Origin of the sequence: Paraburkholderia haematera (assembly GCF_905220975.1) — a bacterium.
Classification (GTDB): Bacteria; Pseudomonadota; Gammaproteobacteria; order Burkholderiales; family Burkholderiaceae; genus Paraburkholderia; species Paraburkholderia haematera.
This window is the reverse complement of sequence record NZ_CAJNBK010000010.1, coordinates 183931-203585: the sequence shown is the minus strand read 5'-3', so window position 1 is coordinate 203585 and position 19655 is coordinate 183931. Positions and strand designations below refer to the sequence as shown.

General features: G+C 60.4%; 17 protein-coding genes, 1 tRNA gene, 4 pseudogenes and 3 riboswitches. Of the genes and pseudogenes, 12 read left to right on the top strand and 10 right to left on the bottom strand.

The window, feature by feature from the left end; translation table 11 throughout:
- Positions 1-12: 12 nt before the first annotated feature.
- A riboswitch (glycine riboswitch) is annotated at positions 13-184 on the bottom strand.
- A gap of 34 nt (positions 185-218) precedes the next feature.
- Positions 219-319: riboswitch (glycine riboswitch) on the bottom strand.
- A gap of 276 nt (positions 320-595) precedes the next feature.
- The gene (locus tag KHO23_RS19475) at positions 596-1396 is read left to right on the top strand and encodes a hypothetical protein (protein WP_211612887.1); all 801 of its coding nucleotides are present in this window, start codon (positions 596-598) and stop codon (positions 1394-1396) included.
- A 90-nt stretch (positions 1397-1486) separates the two neighbouring features.
- Here the strand turns inward: KHO23_RS19475 and KHO23_RS19470 are convergent, their stop codons facing one another.
- Entirely contained in the window at positions 1487-1840 is a 354-nt protein-coding gene (locus KHO23_RS19470; RefSeq protein ID WP_175054049.1) for a hypothetical protein, read from the bottom strand.
- A 200-nt stretch (positions 1841-2040) separates the two neighbouring features.
- Complete coding sequence (locus KHO23_RS19465) at positions 2041-3090, bottom strand: oxidoreductase (protein ID WP_211612886.1); 1050 nt, start codon at positions 3088-3090, stop codon at positions 2041-2043.
- Positions 3091-3373: 283 nt separating this feature from the next.
- Here KHO23_RS19465 and KHO23_RS19460 point away from each other — a divergent pair, with 283 nt between their 5' ends.
- A complete protein-coding gene (locus KHO23_RS19460; RefSeq protein WP_211612885.1) occupies positions 3374-5464 on the top strand; it encodes a UvrD-helicase domain-containing protein in 2091 nt (696 codons plus the stop codon).
- 227 nt (positions 5465-5691) lie between these two features.
- The gene (locus tag KHO23_RS19455) at positions 5692-6270 is read left to right on the top strand and encodes a hypothetical protein (protein ID WP_211612884.1); all 579 of its coding nucleotides are present in this window, start codon (positions 5692-5694) and stop codon (positions 6268-6270) included.
- Between the two features lie 107 nt (positions 6271-6377).
- On the opposite strand, the gene KHO23_RS19450 is transcribed toward KHO23_RS19455, so the two are convergent.
- Complete coding sequence (locus KHO23_RS19450; protein ID WP_211612883.1) at positions 6378-7277, bottom strand: c-type cytochrome; 900 nt, start codon at positions 7275-7277, stop codon at positions 6378-6380.
- A 301-nt stretch (positions 7278-7578) separates the two neighbouring features.
- Between KHO23_RS19450 and KHO23_RS19445 the strand changes: the two genes are divergently transcribed.
- Positions 7579-7654: transfer RNA gene (locus KHO23_RS19445), tRNA-Arg, on the top strand.
- 76 nt (positions 7655-7730) lie between these two features.
- Here the strand turns inward: KHO23_RS19445 and KHO23_RS35440 are convergent.
- A pseudogene (locus KHO23_RS35440) lies at positions 7731-8160 on the bottom strand (tyrosine-type recombinase/integrase); the annotation flags it as partial.
- On the opposite strand from KHO23_RS35440, the pseudogene KHO23_RS19435 reads away from it, so the two are divergent.
- Together KHO23_RS19435 and KHO23_RS19430 are read left to right on the top strand one after the other, a co-directional pair.
- Positions 8146-8439: pseudogene (locus tag KHO23_RS19435) on the top strand (phage terminase large subunit family protein); the annotation flags it as partial. The pseudogenes KHO23_RS35440 and KHO23_RS19435 overlap by 15 nt on opposite strands.
- Positions 8436-9471, top strand: a pseudogene (locus KHO23_RS19430) (phage portal protein). The pseudogenes KHO23_RS19435 and KHO23_RS19430, both read left to right, overlap by 4 nt.
- A gap of 188 nt (positions 9472-9659) precedes the next feature.
- Here the strand turns inward: KHO23_RS19430 and KHO23_RS19425 are convergent.
- Both KHO23_RS19425 and KHO23_RS19420 read right to left on the bottom strand, forming a co-directional pair.
- Positions 9660-9995, bottom strand: a complete 336-nt coding sequence (locus tag KHO23_RS19425; RefSeq protein WP_236066926.1) for a hypothetical protein — start codon at positions 9993-9995, stop codon at positions 9660-9662.
- Positions 9992-10738 (bottom strand): SDR family oxidoreductase, encoded by a 747-nt coding sequence (locus KHO23_RS19420; RefSeq protein ID WP_211612882.1) that lies wholly within the window; start codon positions 10736-10738, stop codon positions 9992-9994. Before KHO23_RS19420 ends, KHO23_RS19425 begins: the two co-directional genes overlap by 4 nt.
- 225 nt (positions 10739-10963) lie before the next feature.
- Here KHO23_RS19420 and KHO23_RS19415 point away from each other — a divergent pair, with 225 nt between their 5' ends.
- Positions 10964-11842 carry an AraC family transcriptional regulator gene (locus tag KHO23_RS19415; protein WP_211612881.1) on the top strand — a complete coding sequence of 293 codons (879 nt, stop codon included), beginning with the start codon at positions 10964-10966 and terminating at the stop codon, positions 11840-11842.
- Positions 11843-12173: 331 nt separating this feature from the next.
- A complete protein-coding gene (locus KHO23_RS19410) occupies positions 12174-12545 on the top strand; it encodes a YciI family protein (RefSeq protein WP_133660558.1) in 372 nt (123 codons plus the stop codon).
- A 428-nt stretch (positions 12546-12973) separates the two neighbouring features.
- Here KHO23_RS19410 and KHO23_RS19405 read toward each other — a convergent pair.
- Both KHO23_RS19405 and KHO23_RS19400 read right to left on the bottom strand, forming a co-directional pair.
- Positions 12974-13183 (bottom strand): annotated as a pseudogene (locus KHO23_RS19405) (tyrosine-type recombinase/integrase); the annotation flags it as partial.
- Positions 13184-13250: 67 nt separating this feature from the next.
- On the bottom strand, positions 13251-13466 hold the full coding sequence (locus tag KHO23_RS19400) for a BrnA antitoxin family protein (RefSeq protein WP_211612880.1): 216 nt from the start codon (positions 13464-13466) through the stop codon (positions 13251-13253).
- Between the two features lie 209 nt (positions 13467-13675).
- Here KHO23_RS19400 and KHO23_RS19395 point away from each other — a divergent pair, with 209 nt between their 5' ends.
- Together KHO23_RS19395 and KHO23_RS19390 are read left to right on the top strand one after the other, a co-directional pair.
- Positions 13676-14062 (top strand): helix-turn-helix domain-containing protein, encoded by a 387-nt coding sequence (locus KHO23_RS19395; protein ID WP_211612879.1) that lies wholly within the window; start codon positions 13676-13678, stop codon positions 14060-14062.
- Positions 14063-14157: 95 nt separating this feature from the next.
- The gene (locus KHO23_RS19390) at positions 14158-14460 is read left to right on the top strand and encodes a hypothetical protein (protein WP_211612878.1); all 303 of its coding nucleotides are present in this window, start codon (positions 14158-14160) and stop codon (positions 14458-14460) included.
- 43 nt (positions 14461-14503) lie between these two features.
- On the opposite strand, the gene KHO23_RS19385 is transcribed toward KHO23_RS19390, so the two are convergent.
- The gene (locus KHO23_RS19385) at positions 14504-15523 is read right to left on the bottom strand and encodes an NADP-dependent oxidoreductase (RefSeq protein ID WP_211612877.1); all 1020 of its coding nucleotides are present in this window, start codon (positions 15521-15523) and stop codon (positions 14504-14506) included.
- Between the two features lie 168 nt (positions 15524-15691).
- A riboswitch (yybP-ykoY riboswitch) is annotated at positions 15692-15863 on the top strand.
- Positions 15864-15963: 100 nt separating this feature from the next.
- Here KHO23_RS19385 and KHO23_RS19380 point away from each other — a divergent pair.
- On the top strand, positions 15964-16974 hold the full coding sequence (locus KHO23_RS19380) for a sodium:calcium antiporter (protein ID WP_211612876.1): 1011 nt from the start codon (positions 15964-15966) through the stop codon (positions 16972-16974).
- Between the two features lie 186 nt (positions 16975-17160).
- Here the strand turns inward: KHO23_RS19380 and KHO23_RS19375 are convergent, their stop codons facing one another.
- On the bottom strand, positions 17161-18219 hold the full coding sequence (locus KHO23_RS19375) for an HAD family hydrolase (protein ID WP_211612875.1): 1059 nt from the start codon (positions 18217-18219) through the stop codon (positions 17161-17163).
- Between the two features lie 625 nt (positions 18220-18844).
- On the opposite strand from KHO23_RS19375, the gene KHO23_RS19370 reads away from it, so the two are divergent.
- A complete protein-coding gene (locus KHO23_RS19370; RefSeq protein ID WP_236066925.1) occupies positions 18845-19639 on the top strand; it encodes a hypothetical protein in 795 nt (264 codons plus the stop codon).
- Positions 19640-19655: the final 16 nt, after the last annotated feature.

Below are 19655 nucleotides of genomic sequence, written 5' to 3'. Positions count from 1 at the left end.
GCGATTGCGTTGCATGACCCCTCTGTCCTCGATACCTGAGAGATTGCGCCACCGTGCGATGTTGAAGTCGTGATCGCTACGTTGAAACGCGCGCCCCTTCGGTGGGCAGCTTGCCAGGATCTGCTCGATATACGTTCGACGTACGCGACGCAGACGGCTACTGCCGCTCTCCAGAGTGCGAAAAACCGATGTCTTGATGTTGCCTTGACGCGGGTTTTTCGACGCGGTCGGTCCTTTTGCCTGAGAGTTTGCGGGTATGCCCCTTCGGCGGCGCGGCCTGCGATTTTCTGCGGCCAGCACGCTCTCCCGACGCGTGCGGCGAATGTACGCGAGGGCCGGGGGCTTGTCAAATTGAGACGAGGGCGCCTGTGCGGCGGGTGCGGGCCGAACAAAAAGCGCGCCTGTGAAGAAGTCGAGGGATCGAGGCCAACACCTTCTCACCGTTCCACTTTCGGAATTGCCCCATATCTGCTAACAGGAACAGCTACCTATACTGCCGTTTATTTGGTCGAGCCGCTCGCTTGCATCTGTGTAAGCCATACCGCGGACGTGCCAAGCCACAAAAACACTCGTTTCGAACCCAGATCCCAGAAAGATGAAAAAGGCATTTATCCATCAGATTTTCTATTCAGAGGAGACCCGGCTAGCCCTCGATAACGGGTTTATTCCGCTGGATAATTCCGGCCAACGCCCAGACTGGTGCGAATACTGGCCAATCAGGAATTTCATTGGCCATCAGGAAATGGACGATGACGCGCTTTATGGTTTCCTGTCTCCCAAATTCAAGTCCAAAACTGGACTCGGCGCCAGCGACGTCCATCAATTTCTCGCTTCCGTCGACGCGGCAACCGACATCGTTGCGTTTTCGCCGTTTTTCGATGCAGGTGCGGTGTTCACGAACATCTTCAAACAAGGTGCGTCTGGCCAACGGAACGCTTGGCCGGTGTTTGTCGAAAGTGTCCGGCTACTTGCGCCGGACGTCGACCTCGATACTTTCGTGACGGATTCCAGAAACACCATATTCTGCAATTATTTTTTGGCCAAACCCCGCTTCTGGCGATATTGGTTCGACAAGGCGGAAATGATTTTCAACAGCGCCGAAGAAAATAACAGTCCGTTGGGTCTCGGACTGAATCAGACAATTAACCACACGAGTGGCCCCACGCCAATTAAGGTCTTTGTGATCGAGCGACTCGTCTCTTTGCTTCTGGCAACGGAATCGCGGTGGTCAGTACAATTATTTAATCCCATGTCGTTACCGGTAATCTATCTAGGTGCCGATCGCTTTGGCGAGCAACTGGCGATGCTGGATGCACTGAAAATGGCCGCGGCGACAACGGGTCGCTCCGAGTACATGACTGCCTTCGCTACTTTGCGGGCTCAGATATGTAGGTAGATGCCCGAGATGCGTTGAACGGGCACTACGTAATAAGGAAGGGGCGGCGCTAACTGCTCGCCGCCCCCACACCTACCCAGCCGATGAAGCTTACTCTCCGATAGCGTGCGCCGCGTTGTCCAGTTCCTGGTTCAGTACGCGCTGCTCGTCGCCGGACAGGCCGCCGCCGTGTTGCGCCGCCATATCGTGAGCTTCCTGACGGATCACGTCGAGGCGATGGTGCAGCGCGCCGCCTTGCGGAGGCGGGTAGTAGCCTTGGTTAACGCGAGCGTCGATGCGGCGGCTCAGGTTGTCGATACGGCCGTTCACCTGGTTGAAGCGCTGATCCGCGATCTGCTGCGGGTTAGGGCGCGGCGCCGGCGCGGGTTGCTGGGGAGCCACCACGCAGGCGGCAAGGGAACTGAGCAATGCGCATGCTGCTAGTGCGCGGACGATACGGGGCATGGACTCTCCGGAAGTCGTTGTCGTTGTGTGGTGCTACTGGGGTAGCAACGGATTGTCAGGGATTCGCGCTGACCGGGAAGGCGGGGTTATTTGTAACGTTATGTTCCTTTCGGCGTTGTCAGGCTTTTTGCCTTTGGCGGCGGCATGGTTCGCATGCCGCCGCCAGATAGCCAGAAAGCGCCTCTTAGGCAAACAGTCAGTCAGCGAATACGCTCGAACGGCAGCCGCGCACCTTCTTCCGAACTCCGGGCGGCAAGCTCGATAATTGTCATCACGTCGACCGCATCCTGGGCGTTGACAGGAAATTTCACGCCGTTCTGAATGGCATCCGCCAGAGCAATATAGAAGCCGACATATTCGCCGTTGCGCGTAGGCACCTCCCGCTCCACTTCCTGATCGCCTTCGAGGACGCGCAACACGCCTGCCGCATTGCCGGCGCCGAACCCTTCGTCGCCGGGCCGCAAGCCCGCTTTCAACTGGTCTTCCTGGGTATCTAGCCCGCATTTCACATAGCTCCCCTGCGTGCCGTGAATCGCAAACCTCGGCGCGACCAGCGCCGTCAACGCGCTTGCATGCAACACCACTTCGAACTCGCCGTATCCCAGTTGAATATGCACGTAGTCCGGTGCGCTGGCCTGGTCGCGATGCGTCCGAACCGTCGCGGACACGGTCTGCGGGGCGCCGAACAACGCCAACGCCTGATCGATCAGGTGCGGTCCGAGATCGAATAGCAAACCGCCGCCGCGCGAAGCTTCCTCGCGCCAGCGCTGCCGAACCTCCGGCCGGAAGCGGTCGAAATGCGATTCGTATTGCGTGATGCGCCCCAGCTCTCTGCCGGCAAGCAGATCCCGCACGGTCAGAAAATCACCGTCCCAGCGGCGGTTGTGAAAGGGCACGAACAGCTTGCCCCGGGCGAGCGCGATGTTGGCGAGCGTGTGGGCGTCGGCGGCGGTCAGCGTGACCGGCTTGTCGACCACCACGTGCTTGCCCGCCTCCAGCGTGCGGCGCGCCAGGTCGAAGTGCGTGTCATTGGGCGTCGCGATCACGACGCAGTCGATTTCTTCGAGCGCCAGGAGGGCGTCGAGATCGGTCACTACCTTTGCATGCGGGTAATCGGCCAGCGCGTGCTCGGGCTGGCTCGTCGCGATGGCCGCGATGTTCGCGCGCCCGCAGTGCTCGATCACCGGCGCATGAAAGGTCGCGCCAGCAAAACCGTAACCCATCAATCCAATCTTCAGCGATGCGGACATGCGTGTCTTCCTGCAAAAACGGCGCGCCGCTTTGCCACCGCGGCGACGGCGCGCAACGGCGTAATTGTGGCATGTCCCGAAGGCGGACTGTCAGCGTTGTCGAGGACGGTTGTCTGCGCCATCCGTGTTAACATCGCTCCTCTCGCGCGAAAGCGTAGCGAGCCGGAACCCGCAGCACACGCGGCGCTGTTCCAGCCGCCGCCCCCGCGCAGCATGCCCCCGGGCCTTCGGTCTCGCGATTCCGCAACCAGGCGCCCTCAACCGCATTACCCATCCACAGACGATGTCCGCAGGCCTGAACCCCGCTCAAAATGAAGCGGTCCGTTATCTTGACGGTCCGTGTCTCGTGCTCGCCGGCGCAGGCAGCGGCAAGACGCGCGTGATCACGCAGAAAATCGCGCACCTGATCGAGGCCAAAGGCTTCGAGCCGCGCCACATCGCCGCCGTCACGTTCACGAACAAGGCCGCCTTGGAAATGCGCGAGCGCGTGGGCAAGCTGCTCGAAGGCAAGACGCTGACCACGCCCGGCAAGGAAGGCCGCAAAGTGCCCGTCAACCAGTTGACGGTCTGCACCTTCCACTCGCTCGGCGTGCAGATTCTGCGGCAGGAAGCGGAACACGTTGGTTTGAAGCCGCAGTTCTCGATCATGGATTCAGACGACTGCTTCGGCATGATCCAGGAGCAGGTCGGCTCGACGGACAAGGGCTTCATTCGCAAGATCCAGTCGATCATCTCGCTGTGGAAGAACGGCATGATCATGCCCGAGCAGGCGATCGCGATTGCCGCGAACGAGGACGAACATCAGGCTGCGATCGTCTATCGGAATTACGTGGCGACGCTGCATGCGTATCAGGCGGTCGATTTCGACGACCTGATCCGTCTGCCCGCCGAACTCTTCGAGAAGAACGAGCAGGTGCGCGACCGCTGGCAGAACAAGCTGCGCTATCTGCTGATCGACGAGTATCAGGACACCAACGCGTGCCAGTACGAACTGGTGAAACTGTTGGCCGGCAAGCGCGCGGCGTTCACGGCGGTTGGCGACGACGATCAGGCCATCTACGGCTGGCGCGGCGCGACGCTCGAAAATCTCGGGCAGCTCAGCAAGGATTTTCCGAAGCTGCATCTGATCAAGCTTGAACAGAACTACCGTTCCACGGTGCGCATCCTCACGGCCGCGAACAACGTGATCGCGAACAACCCGAAGCTGTTCGAAAAGAAGCTGTGGTCCGAACACGGCATGGGCGACACGATCACCGTCACGCCTTGCAACGACGAAGAGCACGAAGCCGAATCGGTGGTGTTCCGCCTGTCCGCGCACAAGTTCGAGCGGCGCGCGAACTTCCGCGACTATGCAATCCTGTATCGCGGCAATTTTCAGGCGCGCATCTTCGAACAGGTGCTGCGTCGTGAGCGGATTCCGTACGTGCTGTCGGGCGGCCAGTCGTTCTTCGACAAAGCCGAGATCAAGGATATCTGCGCGTATCTGCGCCTGATCGCCAACGCGAACGACGACCCCGCGTTCATCCGCGCGATCACCACGCCGCGCCGCGGCGTCGGCAATACAACGCTCGAAGCGCTCGGTTCCTTTGCGGGCCAGGCGAAGGTGTCGCTATTCGAAGCGGTGTACATGGGCGGCATCGAGGCACGCTTGTCGCCGCGTCAGATCGAACCGATGCGCGTGTTCTGCGACTTCATGCAGCGTCTCACCGACCGCGCCGAGAAAGATGCCGCCGGGCCGCTGCTCGACGAACTGATGGACGCGATCCACTACGAAGCCTATCTGTACGACGCGTTCGACGAACGTCAGGCGCAGTCCAAGTGGCAGAACGTGCTCGAGTTCATGGAATGGTTGAAGCGCAAGGGCACCAAAGCTGAGCCCGAGGGTTCGGAAAAAAGCGAAGCAACCGGCTACGACACCGCTGATGGGCTCGGCGACACCGGCAAGAATCTGCTTGGTCTGATCCAGACCGTGGCGCTGATGTCGATGCTCGAAGGCCGCGAAGAAGATCCGGATGCGGTGCGGCTCTCGACGGTGCATGCGTCGAAAGGGCTGGAGTATCCGCACGTGTTTCTGGTGGGCGTGGAAGAAGGCATCATGCCGCACCGTGGCGGCCCCGACGACGAGCCGATCGACGACTCGCGCATCGAGGAAGAGCGGCGTCTGATGTATGTCGCGATCACGCGGGCGCAGCGCAGCCTGCATCTGAACTGGTGCAAAAAGCGAAAACGCGCGCGTGAAACCGTGGTGTGCGAGCCGTCGCGCTTCATCCCCGAGATGCTGCTCGACGACGCTCCGCCGCCGACGCCCGAGGAGGCGCCGATGTCGCCGAAAGACCGGCTCGCGAGTTTGAAGGCACTGCTGCAGAAGCCTTGAGCGTTGGCGAGGGTGCGAGCGCATGCGCGTTGCGTTCGCTAGATCGCAATCGCGCGACGGGTGCGAGACGCCGCGCGCCGGCAACCGCAAGTTCGTTTGCATTCGCCCACTTGTCCGCAAAACCCCGCGCATGGCAGGTGCATCGGCGGTTTTTTTGTGAACGCGCGCTACAGTGGCGCGGCCCGTTAGTTAGACTTCAATCCGGGCGCTACTCGGAGACCGCTCGCATGCCAACGCCGCCGCTCGCCCCTTATCGCCGCGCGCTCGAAACTTACATCGACGCGAAAGACAACACGCGTGCTAACCGCATCGCTGAAGCCTTTTCACCGGACGCGGTTCTCACCATTTCGCTCGCTACGTCGAATATCGCGTTTCCGGCGCGCACGGTCGGCGCCGACGCAATCGCGAAAACGCTCGTCACCGATTTTGGCGCCCAGTACACGCAGTGCCGCACCTACTACGTGTGCGATTCGCTGACGGTGGATGACGGCACGATCGACGCGTTGCCCTGGCTGGTGGTGATGCGCGAACGGGCAACCGGCGCATTGCGCGTCGGCCACGGCGTGTATCGGTGGAGTTTCGACGCGACGGCGGCCGTTACGGAGTTTCATATCCACATCGAGCGCATGGACGTCGTGCCCGATGCCGACGGCGCCTTGCTTGAAGCGTTGCAAGATGGCTTGAGCTATCCGTGGCTCGTACCCGCCGACTTGCACGCGCATTTCACGTCGCTCGCGCGCAGTACGCCGGCGTTGGCATTTGTCGGGGCGTTCAGCCGTGCTGCGGTTGTGTCGGAAGGCACCTGACCTGACGGTGCGTCGCGCGCTGACATATGAATAGTCCCTGTCCGTGTCGCCACGGGGCAGGGATTTTTTGTTTTGCGGCGACCGCTGGAAGCGGACTCGCAAGCGCCTTACTTCGCCGCGCTAATCATGTAATCGACGGCGGCCTTGACGTCCGCATCGGAAGCGGTCGAACCGCCTTTGGGCGGCATCGCGCCCTTGCCGTGCAGCGCGTAGTTGTAGACCGTGTCGATCGGGTCTTTCATGCGCGCCGCCCATGCCTCCTTGTCGCCGAACTTCGGCGCGTTCAGCACGCCGGCCGCGTGACACGCCTGGCAAACCTGCTGATACAGCGCCTTGCCGGCTTGCGAGGCGTCCGCGCTTTGCGTTCCGCCTGCCGCCGGTGCAGCGGCTTGCGGCACGCTGGCCATGGCCGCCATCGCGGCAGCGGCTTGTGCGGCCCCGGTGTCCGAAGCACCCGCAGGCGCCGCGGCGGCAGCGCCCGAAGCGGCGGCCGCCGCACCCGCTGCCGGTTGCGCCGGTTCAGGGAAGCTCGCACCGGAATTGTTCGCCATGTAAGTCACCGCGCGGGCGATTTCGAAGTCGCTGTAGTCATCCGGGCTGGTGCCGCCGCGCGGGGGCATCGCGCCCTTGCCGGCGAGCGCCGTGTGCAACAGCGTGTCGAAGCCCTGCGCAATGCGCGGTGCCCAGTCGGCAGTGTTGGTGAATTTCGGCGCGCCCGCGGCACCGGAGGCGTGACACGCGGAGCAAACGGCCTTGTAGACCTCTTCGCCGGTCTTGAAGACGCGTGGCGCATTGGCGTCGCGAATGTCCACTTGTGCGAGCGGCTTGATGCGCGCGCTAACCTCGGCTTCGGAAAGACTGTCAGTGCCGGCGCCGGTGCGCGTCGAGTTATCGACGTAGATCACTAGCAAAACGATGATGGCGATCGGTACCGCAAAACTGGCAATGATCGCGGCAATGAGCTGCCCGGGGGTTTTGATTGGGGCTCCGTGTGGTGCTTCGCTCATGCTTGTCTCGTCTCCGTGGGTATGTGAGCGGTACAGCGTGACGGCAACTTCTTTTTCTTTACTTTATTCAGGCACGGACGATTATAGACGCAAGCTTTCGACGGCGGCGAGGGGCTGGGCGAGGTGTTCAGCAGGCGTTTACCCGCATCGCGGGGCGCGACTGGCGCCGTCTGGATGCCGGGCAGGAGGTGCCCAATCCCGCCATATAGGCCGTCCGGTGGACGGTTTGGCCGAAACCGGGTATCCTTTCGGTCTCGCTTTGGCGTCGCTCCTCTTCAGGTTGCCGCGCTTTCGTGTTGAAGCGCCCGTAGCTCAATGGATAGAGTACTGCCCTCCGAAGGCAGGGGTTGCTGGTTCGATCCCAGCCGGGCGCACCAACCCTGACAAGGGTTCCAACGGATTCACCCGCTCCCACTCCCCCCGAATTACACCTGAATTGCACCTGAATTGCACCTAACGTGCGGCCAGGTGTAGCTTCGCCGGCACTTCGGTCGTCGGTTGCACCCACTGCGCCAGATGATCGGCCGACAGGTGCGCATACCGGTGCACCATCTCCATCGTTTCCCATCCCCCCAGTTTCTTGAGCACCTGGATAGGCGTGCCGCGTTGCACGTGCCAGCTTGCCCACGTATGGCGCAGATCGTGCCTGCGTCAACCCGCGTATCCGGCACGAGACGACTTTCGTCTTTTTCGTCTTTGGCGCCCGGTCGATCCACTCCCATTCGACCGCGGCGTTCAGAACGGCTTTGAGCACGCCGATGACGCGATTAACCGTCCCTGCACTGATGTTGCGCCCGAGCTTCTTTGGCCCTTTGCGCGTCTGCTCGACTCGCGGCTCCATCCGCTTTACGTGCGCAATTGCGTCAATGCGATTGCGCTCAACTATTCGCCGGAGGTTAAAGGCCGTCTGGTGCTCAAAGGCTTGTCGGTGATCGGCAAGGGCCGGCTCGAATTCGATGCCGGATGGACAGACCTGGCGCAATCGTTCATGGCGATTCGTAAAACCATGACGGCGAGCGGAAAGAAAGTCACCTATGAAGCGAGCCGTAACGAGGAAACAGGACACGCGGACCTTGCATGGGCGTGTCTGCACGCGCTCGGCAATGAACCGCTCGAGGGCGTCACCGCCAACAATACCGGCTTTATGGAGTTCTCAAATTGAGCAAGCGAAACCGCAACATGCACGCCGCACCGCCGGCCGCACCGTCCACACCGCTGAGGGCCGAGGCCTTCACCTTCTGCGACGCCGTGCCGGTGATGGATCGCGCCAGAGATTCTGGATTATGTCGAAACGTGGTCGGCCGGCAATTGGTTCGAGCCGCCGGTGTCATGGTCGGGCCTGGCCAAGACATTTTGCGCCGGCGTCCATCACGGCTCGGCGATCTACTTCAAACGCAACGTGCTATCGGCGACGTTCATTCCGCACAAGTTGCTCACGCGCGAGGAATTCGACAAGTGGGCGCTCGACTTCCTCACGTTCGGCAATGGATACCTGGAGCGGCAGGATAACCGCCTGGGCCGGCCGCTCGCGCTCAGACGTGCGCCGGCCAAGTACATGCGCCGTGCGACGGACCTGCAACGCTTCTATCAGGTCAACGGGTGGCAAGCGTCGCACGAGTTCGCCGGCGGGTCAGTGCATCACTTGATGGAACCGGACATTAACCAGGAGGTGTACGGCTTGCCGGAATATCTCGGCGCCCTGCACGCGGCATGGTTGAACGAATCGGCGACGCTGTTTCGCCGGCGGTATTACGAGAACGGTTCGCACGCCGGTTTTATCCTGTACATGACGGATGCGGCGCAGAGTCAAACCGATGTCGACAACATGCGCGACGCGTTGAAAAACAGCAAGGGGCCAGGCAATTTCCGCAATCTGTTTATGTACGCGCCGAACGGCAAAAAAGACGGTATCCAGCTCATTCCCGTTTCAGAGGTCACGGCGAAAGACGAGTTTTTCAACATCAAGAATGTCACGCGCGACGACTTGCTCGCGGCGCATCGCATCCCCCCGCAGCTCATGGGGATCGTGCCGAGCAATACAGGGGGCTTTGGCGCGGCCGACACGGCCGCCGAGGTATTCGGGCGTAACGAAATCGAGCCGTTGCAGCGGCGATTCTCGCAGCTCAATGAGTGGATCGGCGACGAGGTTGTGCGCTTCAACCCGTATTCGATCAAGGCGCCGATGACCGCCTAAGCAACCTAAGATACGTGCAAATGGTCCATGCAAAGGACGGCAATTGGACGCACCAAACACGCAACCAAGGATGCGGTCAGAATGTCGCTGTTCGACCCTGAGCAGACCGACGCCGGCTCCAACTGGCAGTCCGAAACCGGACGTTCCCGGAACCTGCGACGGCTTGCGCGGGAATACGCACGCAGGATCTACGACATTCGCCCTGTTCGACGTGACACCTGCGCGATGCTCCAGACCACCGACTGTTGATTGATCGCAGCATGGACGGGTGAGTGCCGCATCTCGTTCATAATCCGTTCTGCCGCGTCAGTACCATTCACGACTGAATCCCATATCAACATGTCGACGATCGAGCCGTCGGACGCTTGGGCGATGCGCCGTGACCGAAAGCCGGGCTGGCGACGTAGCCATTCATCGATGTCGGCGTTGGCCGCGATGAACTCTTCGACAGTGAGACCCTTGGCAAGCTTGAAGGTCGTGATCTCCATAGCTTCGCGTTGTTGCTGTTTAGCCATGTCGATCATCTCTGCGCCGTGGGGCGAACAATTATTTCGTTAACGTCGACGCTCGCCGGCTGACCGATTGCATAGCAAATGGCCTCCGCAATCGCCGAGGGGGGCATAGACGCCTGATCCATCATCGCACGGACACCGGCCTTCACTTGTGCATCGCAGATGCCATCCACCAGTTCGCTGCGCGTGAGGCCAGGGCTGATAACCGTCACCCGCACATCCCTGCTTTCCTGCCGAAGCCCTTCCGAGAGTGCCCGCACCGCGAACTTCGTCGCGCAATAGACCGCAGCGGTGGGATCAACGCGATGAGCAGACACCGACGCAACGTTGATGATGTGCCCAGCGCCTTGTTTGCGCATAACCGGCATGACCGCAGCGATGCCATGCAGGACACCGCGAAGGTTGACGTCGATCATCTGATTCCATTCCTCCACCCGCAGTTCGTCCATCATGGAGAGCGGCATCGCGCCGGCGTTGTTCACCAGCACGTCGACACGGCCGCAGTGCTCGTGAGCGAATGCGACGAACGACCGGAAGCTATTCATATCCGTTACGTCTAGTGGTTGATAGAGCGCCTCGCCGCCGGCTTCGCGGATCTCCCGTACAAGTGTGGCGATCCGATCCGTGCGCCGCGCGCCCACCACTACGGGATGGCCGTTCGCCGCCAGATGGCGGGCTGTGGCTTCGCCGATGCCGCTGCTGGCACCGGAGATCAGGACGACTTTGTTCGATATTGAGGCGACAGGATTCGTCATTGAATGCTCGTGTTGAAGTTGACTTACGGAGGTTCTCCCGTGGTCAAACTATGCGATGAGACACACCTTGGCTGTTATCCGGATTCTGCAAAATTTGTCTACGATCCTGCAATTCGCTCCGAAATACGCTTAGACAGATTGCAGAATTGGATATGATTTCGGTATTGAAAACACGGGCATTTCACTGTCTCGATGACAACCATCCGAAGTCCCCATAGCCGTGAAATGGCATCCATCATTGCCCGATATGCCAACAGCGACGGCGAGCATACGACCGCTATCGAGGGTCTTTTCTTCGCTAGGCGCTCGTCGCCTACGCAGCCTCTTTATGTCGCTCAATGGCCGTGCTTTGCACTTGTCGTTCAGGGCGCCAAGAGCTTAAGGCTCGGCGATGAATTGTTCAGTTACGGCGTCGGAGATTACCTGGTGACCTCGATCGACCTTCCAGTCGCATCGCGCGTGACTCAGGCGAGCGCGAGGACACCGCATTTGGGCCTTGGCATGGCCATCAATCCCGATCGCCTGAAACAGGTCATTGATCGGGTCGGCTTGACCCGGCGGACGCTTGACGTGCACGACATGCGGGGCGTCGCCGTCAATACGGCTCAACCGGATCTCCTCGATGCGTCGGTTAGAATGCTGAGTCTTTTAGATCGACCCGACGACATCCCGGTGATGGCGCCTTTGATCGAGCAGGAAATCCTCTACCGTCTGCTGACCGGCCCATTCGGCCCGCGCCTGATGCAGATAGCCATGACCGAGACTCCCAGTAACAAGATTGCCCAGGCGATTGGCTGGCTTCGAGAAAATTTCACACAGCCCCTGTCTGTGGCCGAACTGGCCGCGCGTGTTGCGATGAGCGTTTCCTCACTCCATCATCATTTCAAGGCGGTGACGGCGATGACGCCTATGCAATATCAGAAGCAGCTTCGTCTCCATGAGGCTCGCCGTCTGATGCTGATGGAGTTGATGGATGTCGGAACTGCAGGCTACCGGGTGGGATACCAAAGTCCATCACAGTTCAGCCGGGAATACACCCGGATGTACGGGCTTTCACCACTGCGCGATGTTGGAGCGATGCAGAGGGCAATTGCCGCTCAATGACCTGCAAAGCCCTCATCGACGAACCACCTCCTGACCTGGTGCGAATCACGCGACCGACGCTCGCGCAGCCATGGGTCGCGAACCTGGATAGGCGGTGGCGCTGAGTTACGAGCGCTAGCTAGCAAGCCGGAAAGCGGCCGGTCACGGCAGACCGTTAATGGCCGAACGCGGTCCTCTCGAATCTTAAAGTCTCTCCCCATCCATCTGCTTATGTCGGGCACCAGGGACCCAAAGCGGACAGGCTGGCGGGACCTGCTACAAACTAGCTAGGACATTGTCGATTTCCGATCATCAGATTCGTCGTTAGTGAACCCCATTCAAAGGATCCCCCATGAAATACCTCGGCCTGGCGTACTTCTCCCCCGAAAAATTCGCCGCGATGGCGCCAGACGAAATCAAGGAACTGGTGAGCCAGTGTCCGGCATTGGACGAGAAGATGCGCGCTACCGGCAAGGTTCTGATTTCCGCCTCCCTTGGCGATCTGGACAAGTGGAAAACGCTTCGTCCGCGCACTGGAGAGACGCGCATCACCGATGGGCCTTACACCGAGTCGAAGGAAGTCGTGGGCGGCCTGTTCATCATCGAGGCGGACAGCGTTGACGAGGCGTTACGCATCGCGTCCATGCACCCGGCTGCCACACTGGGCGAAGAAGGCGGATGGGCCGTGGAGCTTATCCCCTTAGACTTCTATCTGGCGCGTTGAAGATTTGGACGCCTGTCTCAGGAAGGCGTTGGCGTTCCTTTCACCACAGACACCTTCACTGCGTCGGGAGTCATCGCGGCGATGTCCGCTGCTGGCCGTTCTGCGACTTCTCGGCGGCCAGATGCACGCCACAGCTTCTGCTGCGCGGCAAAATAGAAAATCACCGCGGAATACGGAGGCGCGCGGGGAAATGCGTGAAGCCTGCCGCGAAGGCAGTACAGTGAAAATACAGTTTGGGCAGGCTCGGATGGCCTTGGATGAGCTTGATTAGCCTTGGTTTTGCAGTTTGCGAGTTGTGTAAGGCGTTGATCTATAAAGAGGCTTACTGTGTCGGTAAAACTGCCGAAGGCAGGGGGCGCTGGCTCGATCCCAGCCGAGCGCACCAATAGTCGTAACCTTTTTTCGGTTTCTCTGCTTCAGCGATTCCCTCAAGTACAGTCAGCCGGCGACCGACCTGTAGATCGACGACCTGCGTGTACGGCTGAACCCAGCGTTTCCCATCCTCCCCGCTTTTTGAGCGCCTGCAACGGTGTGCCGCGCCGCACATGCCAGCTTGTCCACTTATGACGCAGATCGTGCCAGCGGAAATCGCGGATGCCGGTGCGCTTCAGCGTTTTTGTCCATGCGGCAGTCGCCGTCTAGTGGACCGGCTTGCTAATGCCTATCGTTTCGTGATGCTCACTATCGGCACACCCGGATCGAGCATCATGCGTAGTGTGTCTTGAGCCAGTCGCGCAGCGCGTCATTCATGCGCGTTTGCCAGCCGTCGCCGCTTGCTCTGAAACGCTCGACTATCTCAGCGTCGTATCGAATCGTTACCGCGACTTTCGGGTGCGCGAGCTTTGGTCGGCTCGCGATGCCGCGAGCAATCGCAGCTTCTTCTTCGGGCGTGTTACGGATCAATTTGGGTTGCTTTTTCATAGCGGTCTACCTCCCGGTTGTTCGCCTTGCGCTGCTTATCCCGACAGGAGCCAACCGTAGCGTTTCCAGTTCGTCCTGCGGGATGCGCGGCATAAATCCGTCCTCCGGCTAAAACCCCATCAATGGATTTTTATTAACATCGACTCGATTATCGAGTAATCCATCATGACGTAAATCAACATATTGGTTAGTAATCCAGAGTTATAATCATGGCTGGACTTTCACCGCTGAACTTAGCCATGCACCCAAAGGACGAACAGTTTTTCAAGGCGCTGGGCACGCGTATCGCCTGCGCTCGTAAGGCCCACAAGCTCACCCAGCAACAACTCTCCGAGCGGCTTGGTATTGCCCAGCAGACCCTCGCTCACTACGAAGGTGGGCGGCTGCGGCTGCCTGCCTCACTGCTACCGGAGTTGACCAGAACGCTTGGGCTTTCATCCGATGAACTGCTGGGGCAGAACGTCACCCCAGACGGCAAACGCGGTCCGTCCTCGAAGCTGCAACAGCAGATCGAGGCCATCAGCCGGCTACCGAAGGCGCGGCAACGCTTCGTGTCCGAGATGCTTGATACGGTGCTGGCACAGAGCCAGCAGTAAGGATGGAGATTTGATGCAGTAGAAGAAGCGCGGGCCGCATGGGCGGCAACCCATACGGCCCGCTGACCACAACCAGTTCACTTGGAGAACTGACCATGGCTGATGCCAATCTTAAACCACGTCGCGCACGCGACGAACACGTCACGCGCATTTCCGTTGCGCTGGAACCAGGCCGCACGCACGAACACGGGAGGTGTACGGCCTTTCCCTGGATGCAGGTTACCGATGCGATGCTCGAACACGCCGGCTTCCTGCCCGGACACAAGGTCCTGTTCAGCATCGACTACCGTCTCGGACAGATCACCATTACCCCGGACTATGACTACAGGGTTGCCGGGAGGTACATGACCGCGCCAGAGACCGAGGCCATGCTGCAAAGACGCAGCAAACGGAGATAAACAATCCATAAACGACAACCCCGGCCAGCGCCGGGGTTGTCGATCACACTCTCACCAGCAGCTTCCCGAGATTCTTCCCTTCAAACAGGCTATTCAGCGCCTGAGGCAACGCGTCAAACCCATCAACATACGTCTCCTGATAAACGATCTCCCCGTTCTTCACCCACGGCGCGACGGTCTGCAGCATCTCGTCCATCCGATGCACGAAATCGCGCGCCAGAATCCCTTGGATCGTCGCGCGCTGAAACAGCATGTGCTGCAGGAAGCGCGGCGCGAGGTCCGGCGTGTCCAGCCCTCCGTCGTATTGAGCGATTGCGCCGCAAATCACGATCCGCGCGCGGCGCTTGATGAGTGGAATCACCGCATCGGTGACCATGCCGCCCACGTTGTCGAAATAGACGTCGACGCCGCCGGTCGCCGCCTGCAGCGCTGACTGCAAGCCTTGGAGCGTGCGATGCGCCCGGTAATCCACCGCGCCGTCCAGCTTGAGCGTGTCCGTCAAAAACGCGCACTTGTCCGGGCCGCCCGCGATCCCGATGACGCGGCATCCAGCGCGCTTGCCGAACTGCGCAACCAGCGAACCGACCGCGCCTGCCGCACCGGACACAACCAGCGTGTCGCCCGGACGCGGTCTGCCCGCTTCCATCAAACCGAACCACGCGGTGCGTCCCGGCATGCCGAGCACGCCGAGCGCAGTCGAGACCGGCGCAACGTCGGGGTTCAGTTTGGTCAGTTCGCTGTGATGGCACTTGGCGTACAACTGCCAGCCGCTATAGGCCGACACCCAGTCGCCCTGCTTGAAAAGCGGGCTCGCCGACGCCACCACTTCACCCACCACACCCGCCCGCTGCACGATCCCAAGCGGATGCGGCACGTCGTAAGTATTGCGTTCGTGTTGCTGGATTCGAATGTACGGATCGACGCTAATAATGCGCGCCCGAATGAGCACTTCATTGGAAGACAAATTGTCGTCGGTTTCGCTTTCGCGCAACTCGTAATGCTCATCGTTAACGCGTCCTTCGGGACGTTTGACGTAAAACCACTGGCGATTCTGGTAGTTCATGTGAGGACTCACTGCTGTCGTAGACGGTGAGCGATCTTACCAGCGGGACCATCGCACCCTCGCGCGCCCGATGTCGCATCAGCGGACAGACTCAAGCAAGGAAGCCGTGAGGCGCCGGAGCATGCACCCGATTCCAAGCTTGTTGAAAGCTGCGTATCCCGTTAGAATCCCTCGGTCACTGGGGAGTAGCCTTCCTTCATTCTTTGAAGGAGAGCGCGTCAACATACTTGGCCTGCGGGTCATGGCGCGTTCGACCGGGTCGGTTTGGCGAGACCATTGGCGCACTGCTTCGTTCTGGTCGGACGGGGCGCGGTGCGTCATTGGTTCGTCACCTACGTCCGACCGCGGAGTTGCCCTGTGAAACATCGTTGTGCCCTGCCAGTCTCCCCACTTGCCCGTCCGTTGTGCCGCTTCCCCTTTGGATTTGCAGGGAGCCGCGCATGACCGCTCTTCTGTTCGAACTCGCCATCATGCTGGTCATCATTCTGGTGGCGGCTGAGCTCTTCACCAATGCACTCGAACATCTCGGCGAGCGCCTGAAAATCTCCGAGGGTGTGACGGGTTCGCTATTCGCGGCGGTCGGTACCGCATTGCCCGAAACCCTCGTCCCGCTGCTCGCGATTGCCGGCGGCACGGCCGATAGCGCGGTCAATCAGGAAATCGGCGTCGGCGCGATTCTTGGCGCGCCGCTGATGCTCTCCACCTTGTCCACGTTCCTGATGACGCTCGCGATTCTCGGCTCGCGCGGCGTTGGCGGCTGGGTCACCCCGGAGCGCACGGGCTTCACGCGCGATCTGAACTACTTCCTGTGCGCCTTCGTGCTGGCGGCCGCGGCAATGTACGTACCGCACGAAGAGATGATAGTGCGGGCGCTGTTCAGCGCGGCACTGGTCGGCGTGTACATCACGTATGTGGTGATGACGTTTCGCGCGTCGAACAAACTGGTCGACGCCGGCCACGGCACCGAGGCGCCGGGCAAGATGTTGTTGTCGCGTCTTGGCTTCCCCACCAATCTCGTGACCATCGCGGCACAGCTCGCGCTGGCGGTTGCGTTGCTCGTGTGGGGCGCAGAAGGCTTCATCCACGGAGTGCGGGGCGTGTCTCAGGCGCTCGGCGTCTCGCCGCTACTGCTGTCGCTGCTGATCATTCCGATCGCCACTGAGTTGCCGGAGAAGGTCAACAGCATCCTGTGGATTCGCCGTGGCAAGGACACGCTGGCGTTCGGCAACATCACCGGCGCGATGGTGTTTCAGGGCACCTTGCTGCCCGCAATCGGGATTCTGCTGACGCCGTGGACACCGCGCATCGAAGTGGTGACCGGCATCGTGATTACGCTTGCCGCCGCCGCATGGCTGCGGATCAACGTGCGCGAGCGTGGCGTGCCGGTGTGGGCGCTGCTGGTGTGCGGTGTGCTGTATGCCACGTATCTGGCGATCACGCTGACGCGCTAGGCGAGTGATGAAAGGCCGGGAAGGTCGCGCAAATACTGCGGCAAAGACCACAGCGAACGCAGCCCGGGCACGGCCTTCCTGGCACCCGCGCTGGTCGGACGGTTCCGCGGGTGCCAAAGCCGCAGCCTCCGCATCCACGGCTGCAGCAAAAACCCTCTTAAGCGCGGCCTTCCCAACAAGCCGTCCTTAATTGGACGGCGCCGCAGCCGTTGTCGCGCTATCCGGCTTGAACACCGTATTCCAGTCATCCTTCATATCGACGACGAGCCAGCCTTTCGCGCCGGCCTCGTCCAGACCCTTGTCGAGTTTGCCGCTTTTCGCCGTGCGGTCATACGCATACTCCCGCTCGCCGTCGGTGTGATGCAGTAGCGCCCCGAGGCGCGGGCCGTCGCCGGCCGAGGTCCATTCGAGCATCGGCACGTCGCCGTCGGCGTTACCGAACGCAATCACCGGACGCCTGCCGATCACACGGTCGATCGCAAGCGGTTTGGCCGCGCCGTCGACAAGATTGTCGACCTGCGCAAGCCGGGTCAATGCAACGGCGCCGTTTGTCTGGCTGTACTTGTATTTGACGGTGCTGCCGATCACCTGCTCGGGCGGAATGCCATACACGCGCTGGGCGATATCGCGGACGAACTCGACATCGCTGCCCGTCACCAGATAGGTCCTGAAGCCATTGGCGCGCAGATAGCCGAGCAACTCGAGCATGGGCTGATAGGCGAGATCGGCGTACGGGCGGTTAAAGCGCGGGTCGCTCGCGGAGTCGAACCATTCGTGCACGAGCGCCGCGAATTGATCGCTGGTCATGCCGGCTTGCGCCGCCGCCAGCAGTCTCATCGAGCCGGCGTCGCCGCTCGCCGCAACGGTCTTCAGATTGCCTCTCAGAATCGAGCGGAACGGTTCCTGCCGCTTCCATTCCGGATGCCGCCCGGCCACCGTCTTCACCCGTTGCAGCGCGAACACCAGTTGCACGGAGGCGGGTTGCTCCGGCCATAACGTGCCGTCGTTGTCGAACACGGCGATACGGTCAGCGCGCGCGATGAAATCCTTCGACTCGGGCGTCGTGACAAGCGTGACGAAATCGACGATCGAGCGTTTGGTCGTGGTGTCGTTCCACGACCCGAGGGCTGCGGCGGTCGACGCGCCGGCCGGCGGCTCGCTCGCGTCGTGGTGCGGCGTCACGGTGCAAGCTGAAAGAACCATGACGGTCAAAGCAATGCAGTACCGGTGCATCGTGCGAATCATGAAAGCCTCATCAAATACGGTGGGTCGAATCTAAAGCGAGCGCCAGTCTAATGGGACGCGGTGATTGTTGCAGCCCATTCTGTTAATTTTTTGTGCGATGGCGTCAATGTCATTAATTTGCAAAGACATTCGTCGTTATGCCTCTGCTTAAGAGTCGGGCGAACAAGTGCCAAAAATTGCGGCAGAAATATGCAATAAGAATGGCTTTAAAAGACTAATTCGGTCGGAAATTTCCGAACTTTCGATCGTGTTACAAATTTATCTCTGTAGTCTACGGAAACGTTTGCTAGTATTCCGCAACGATGCCCCATGTTGGGAACTTTCTACCTCCCGCATGCCTAGTTTGGCGCGGCGTATCTTCAGTTTGAAAGGAGCGTCCATGCAAGCTTTGTATCTGGCCGTACTGTCTTTTCAGCTTGTTCGATCGGTGTAGCGCGATTTAATCGCACGCCTCATCTGCTTTGCATATCGTCCGCGACTACGCGGAGCTGCCAGGTGGACGAGCACACGTCTGCGATTGGCTTCGATTGAATTACAAAACACGAATGCCTTTTCATTGGCTTTATTTGCGTCGAGCGAAGGAATGCGTTCGCCTATAAAAAATGCGCATGTACGAGGTGCGGGAATGGGATGTAAATGGGTGGTTTGGTCGGCAGCGCTATATGCCGCCTCAGTGTTGCTGTCGCCCGCGTCCGCTCAGGCATCGGCCGACGAAGCCAATAAGAGCAATAACCCGCTCAATGTGGCTGCCTCATTTAACATTCAGAATTACTACACGCCGAGCGTGTTTGGCGCGAGTGCGCATACGAACGATCTGCTCTTGCGTCCCACCGTGCCGATTGGCCCGAACAGCGTGATCGGCGTGCCGCAAATCTTCCGGGCCACGGTGCCGGTCAGCACGCGGCCCGATCCAAGCGGCGGTTATAACACCGGCCTCGGCGACCTGAACCTATTCGACATCTTCCTGCTCTCCCAAGGCGACGTGCAGGTCGGTGTCGGCCCGCTTGTGACCATGCCGACGGCCACTGATCCGAGCCTCGGCACCGGCAAGTGGCAGGCCGGTCTTGCCGCTGTCGCCGTCAGCGCGAACAAGGCGCGGCTGCTGGGCGCCTTGGTGCAGTGGCAACACTCGTTCGCCGGTCAAAGCAGCCGGCCCACCACGCAGTCGCTCACCGCGCAGCCGTTCGGCATCTTCAACCTGCCGGGCGGCTGGTACATCCGCTCGACCGGCACCTGGACTTTCGACTTGCAGCACGGCAGCTATTACATTCCGGTCGGCCTCGGTGCCGGCAAGGCGTGGAAGGGCGGCTCGACCATCTACAACGCATTCATTGAACCGCAGTACTCCGTCGCCCATTCTGGCGCGGGGGTGCCGAAGTTCACGATCTTCGCGGGTCTGAACATGACGTTTGGCAAATAGATCAGAAACTCACCGA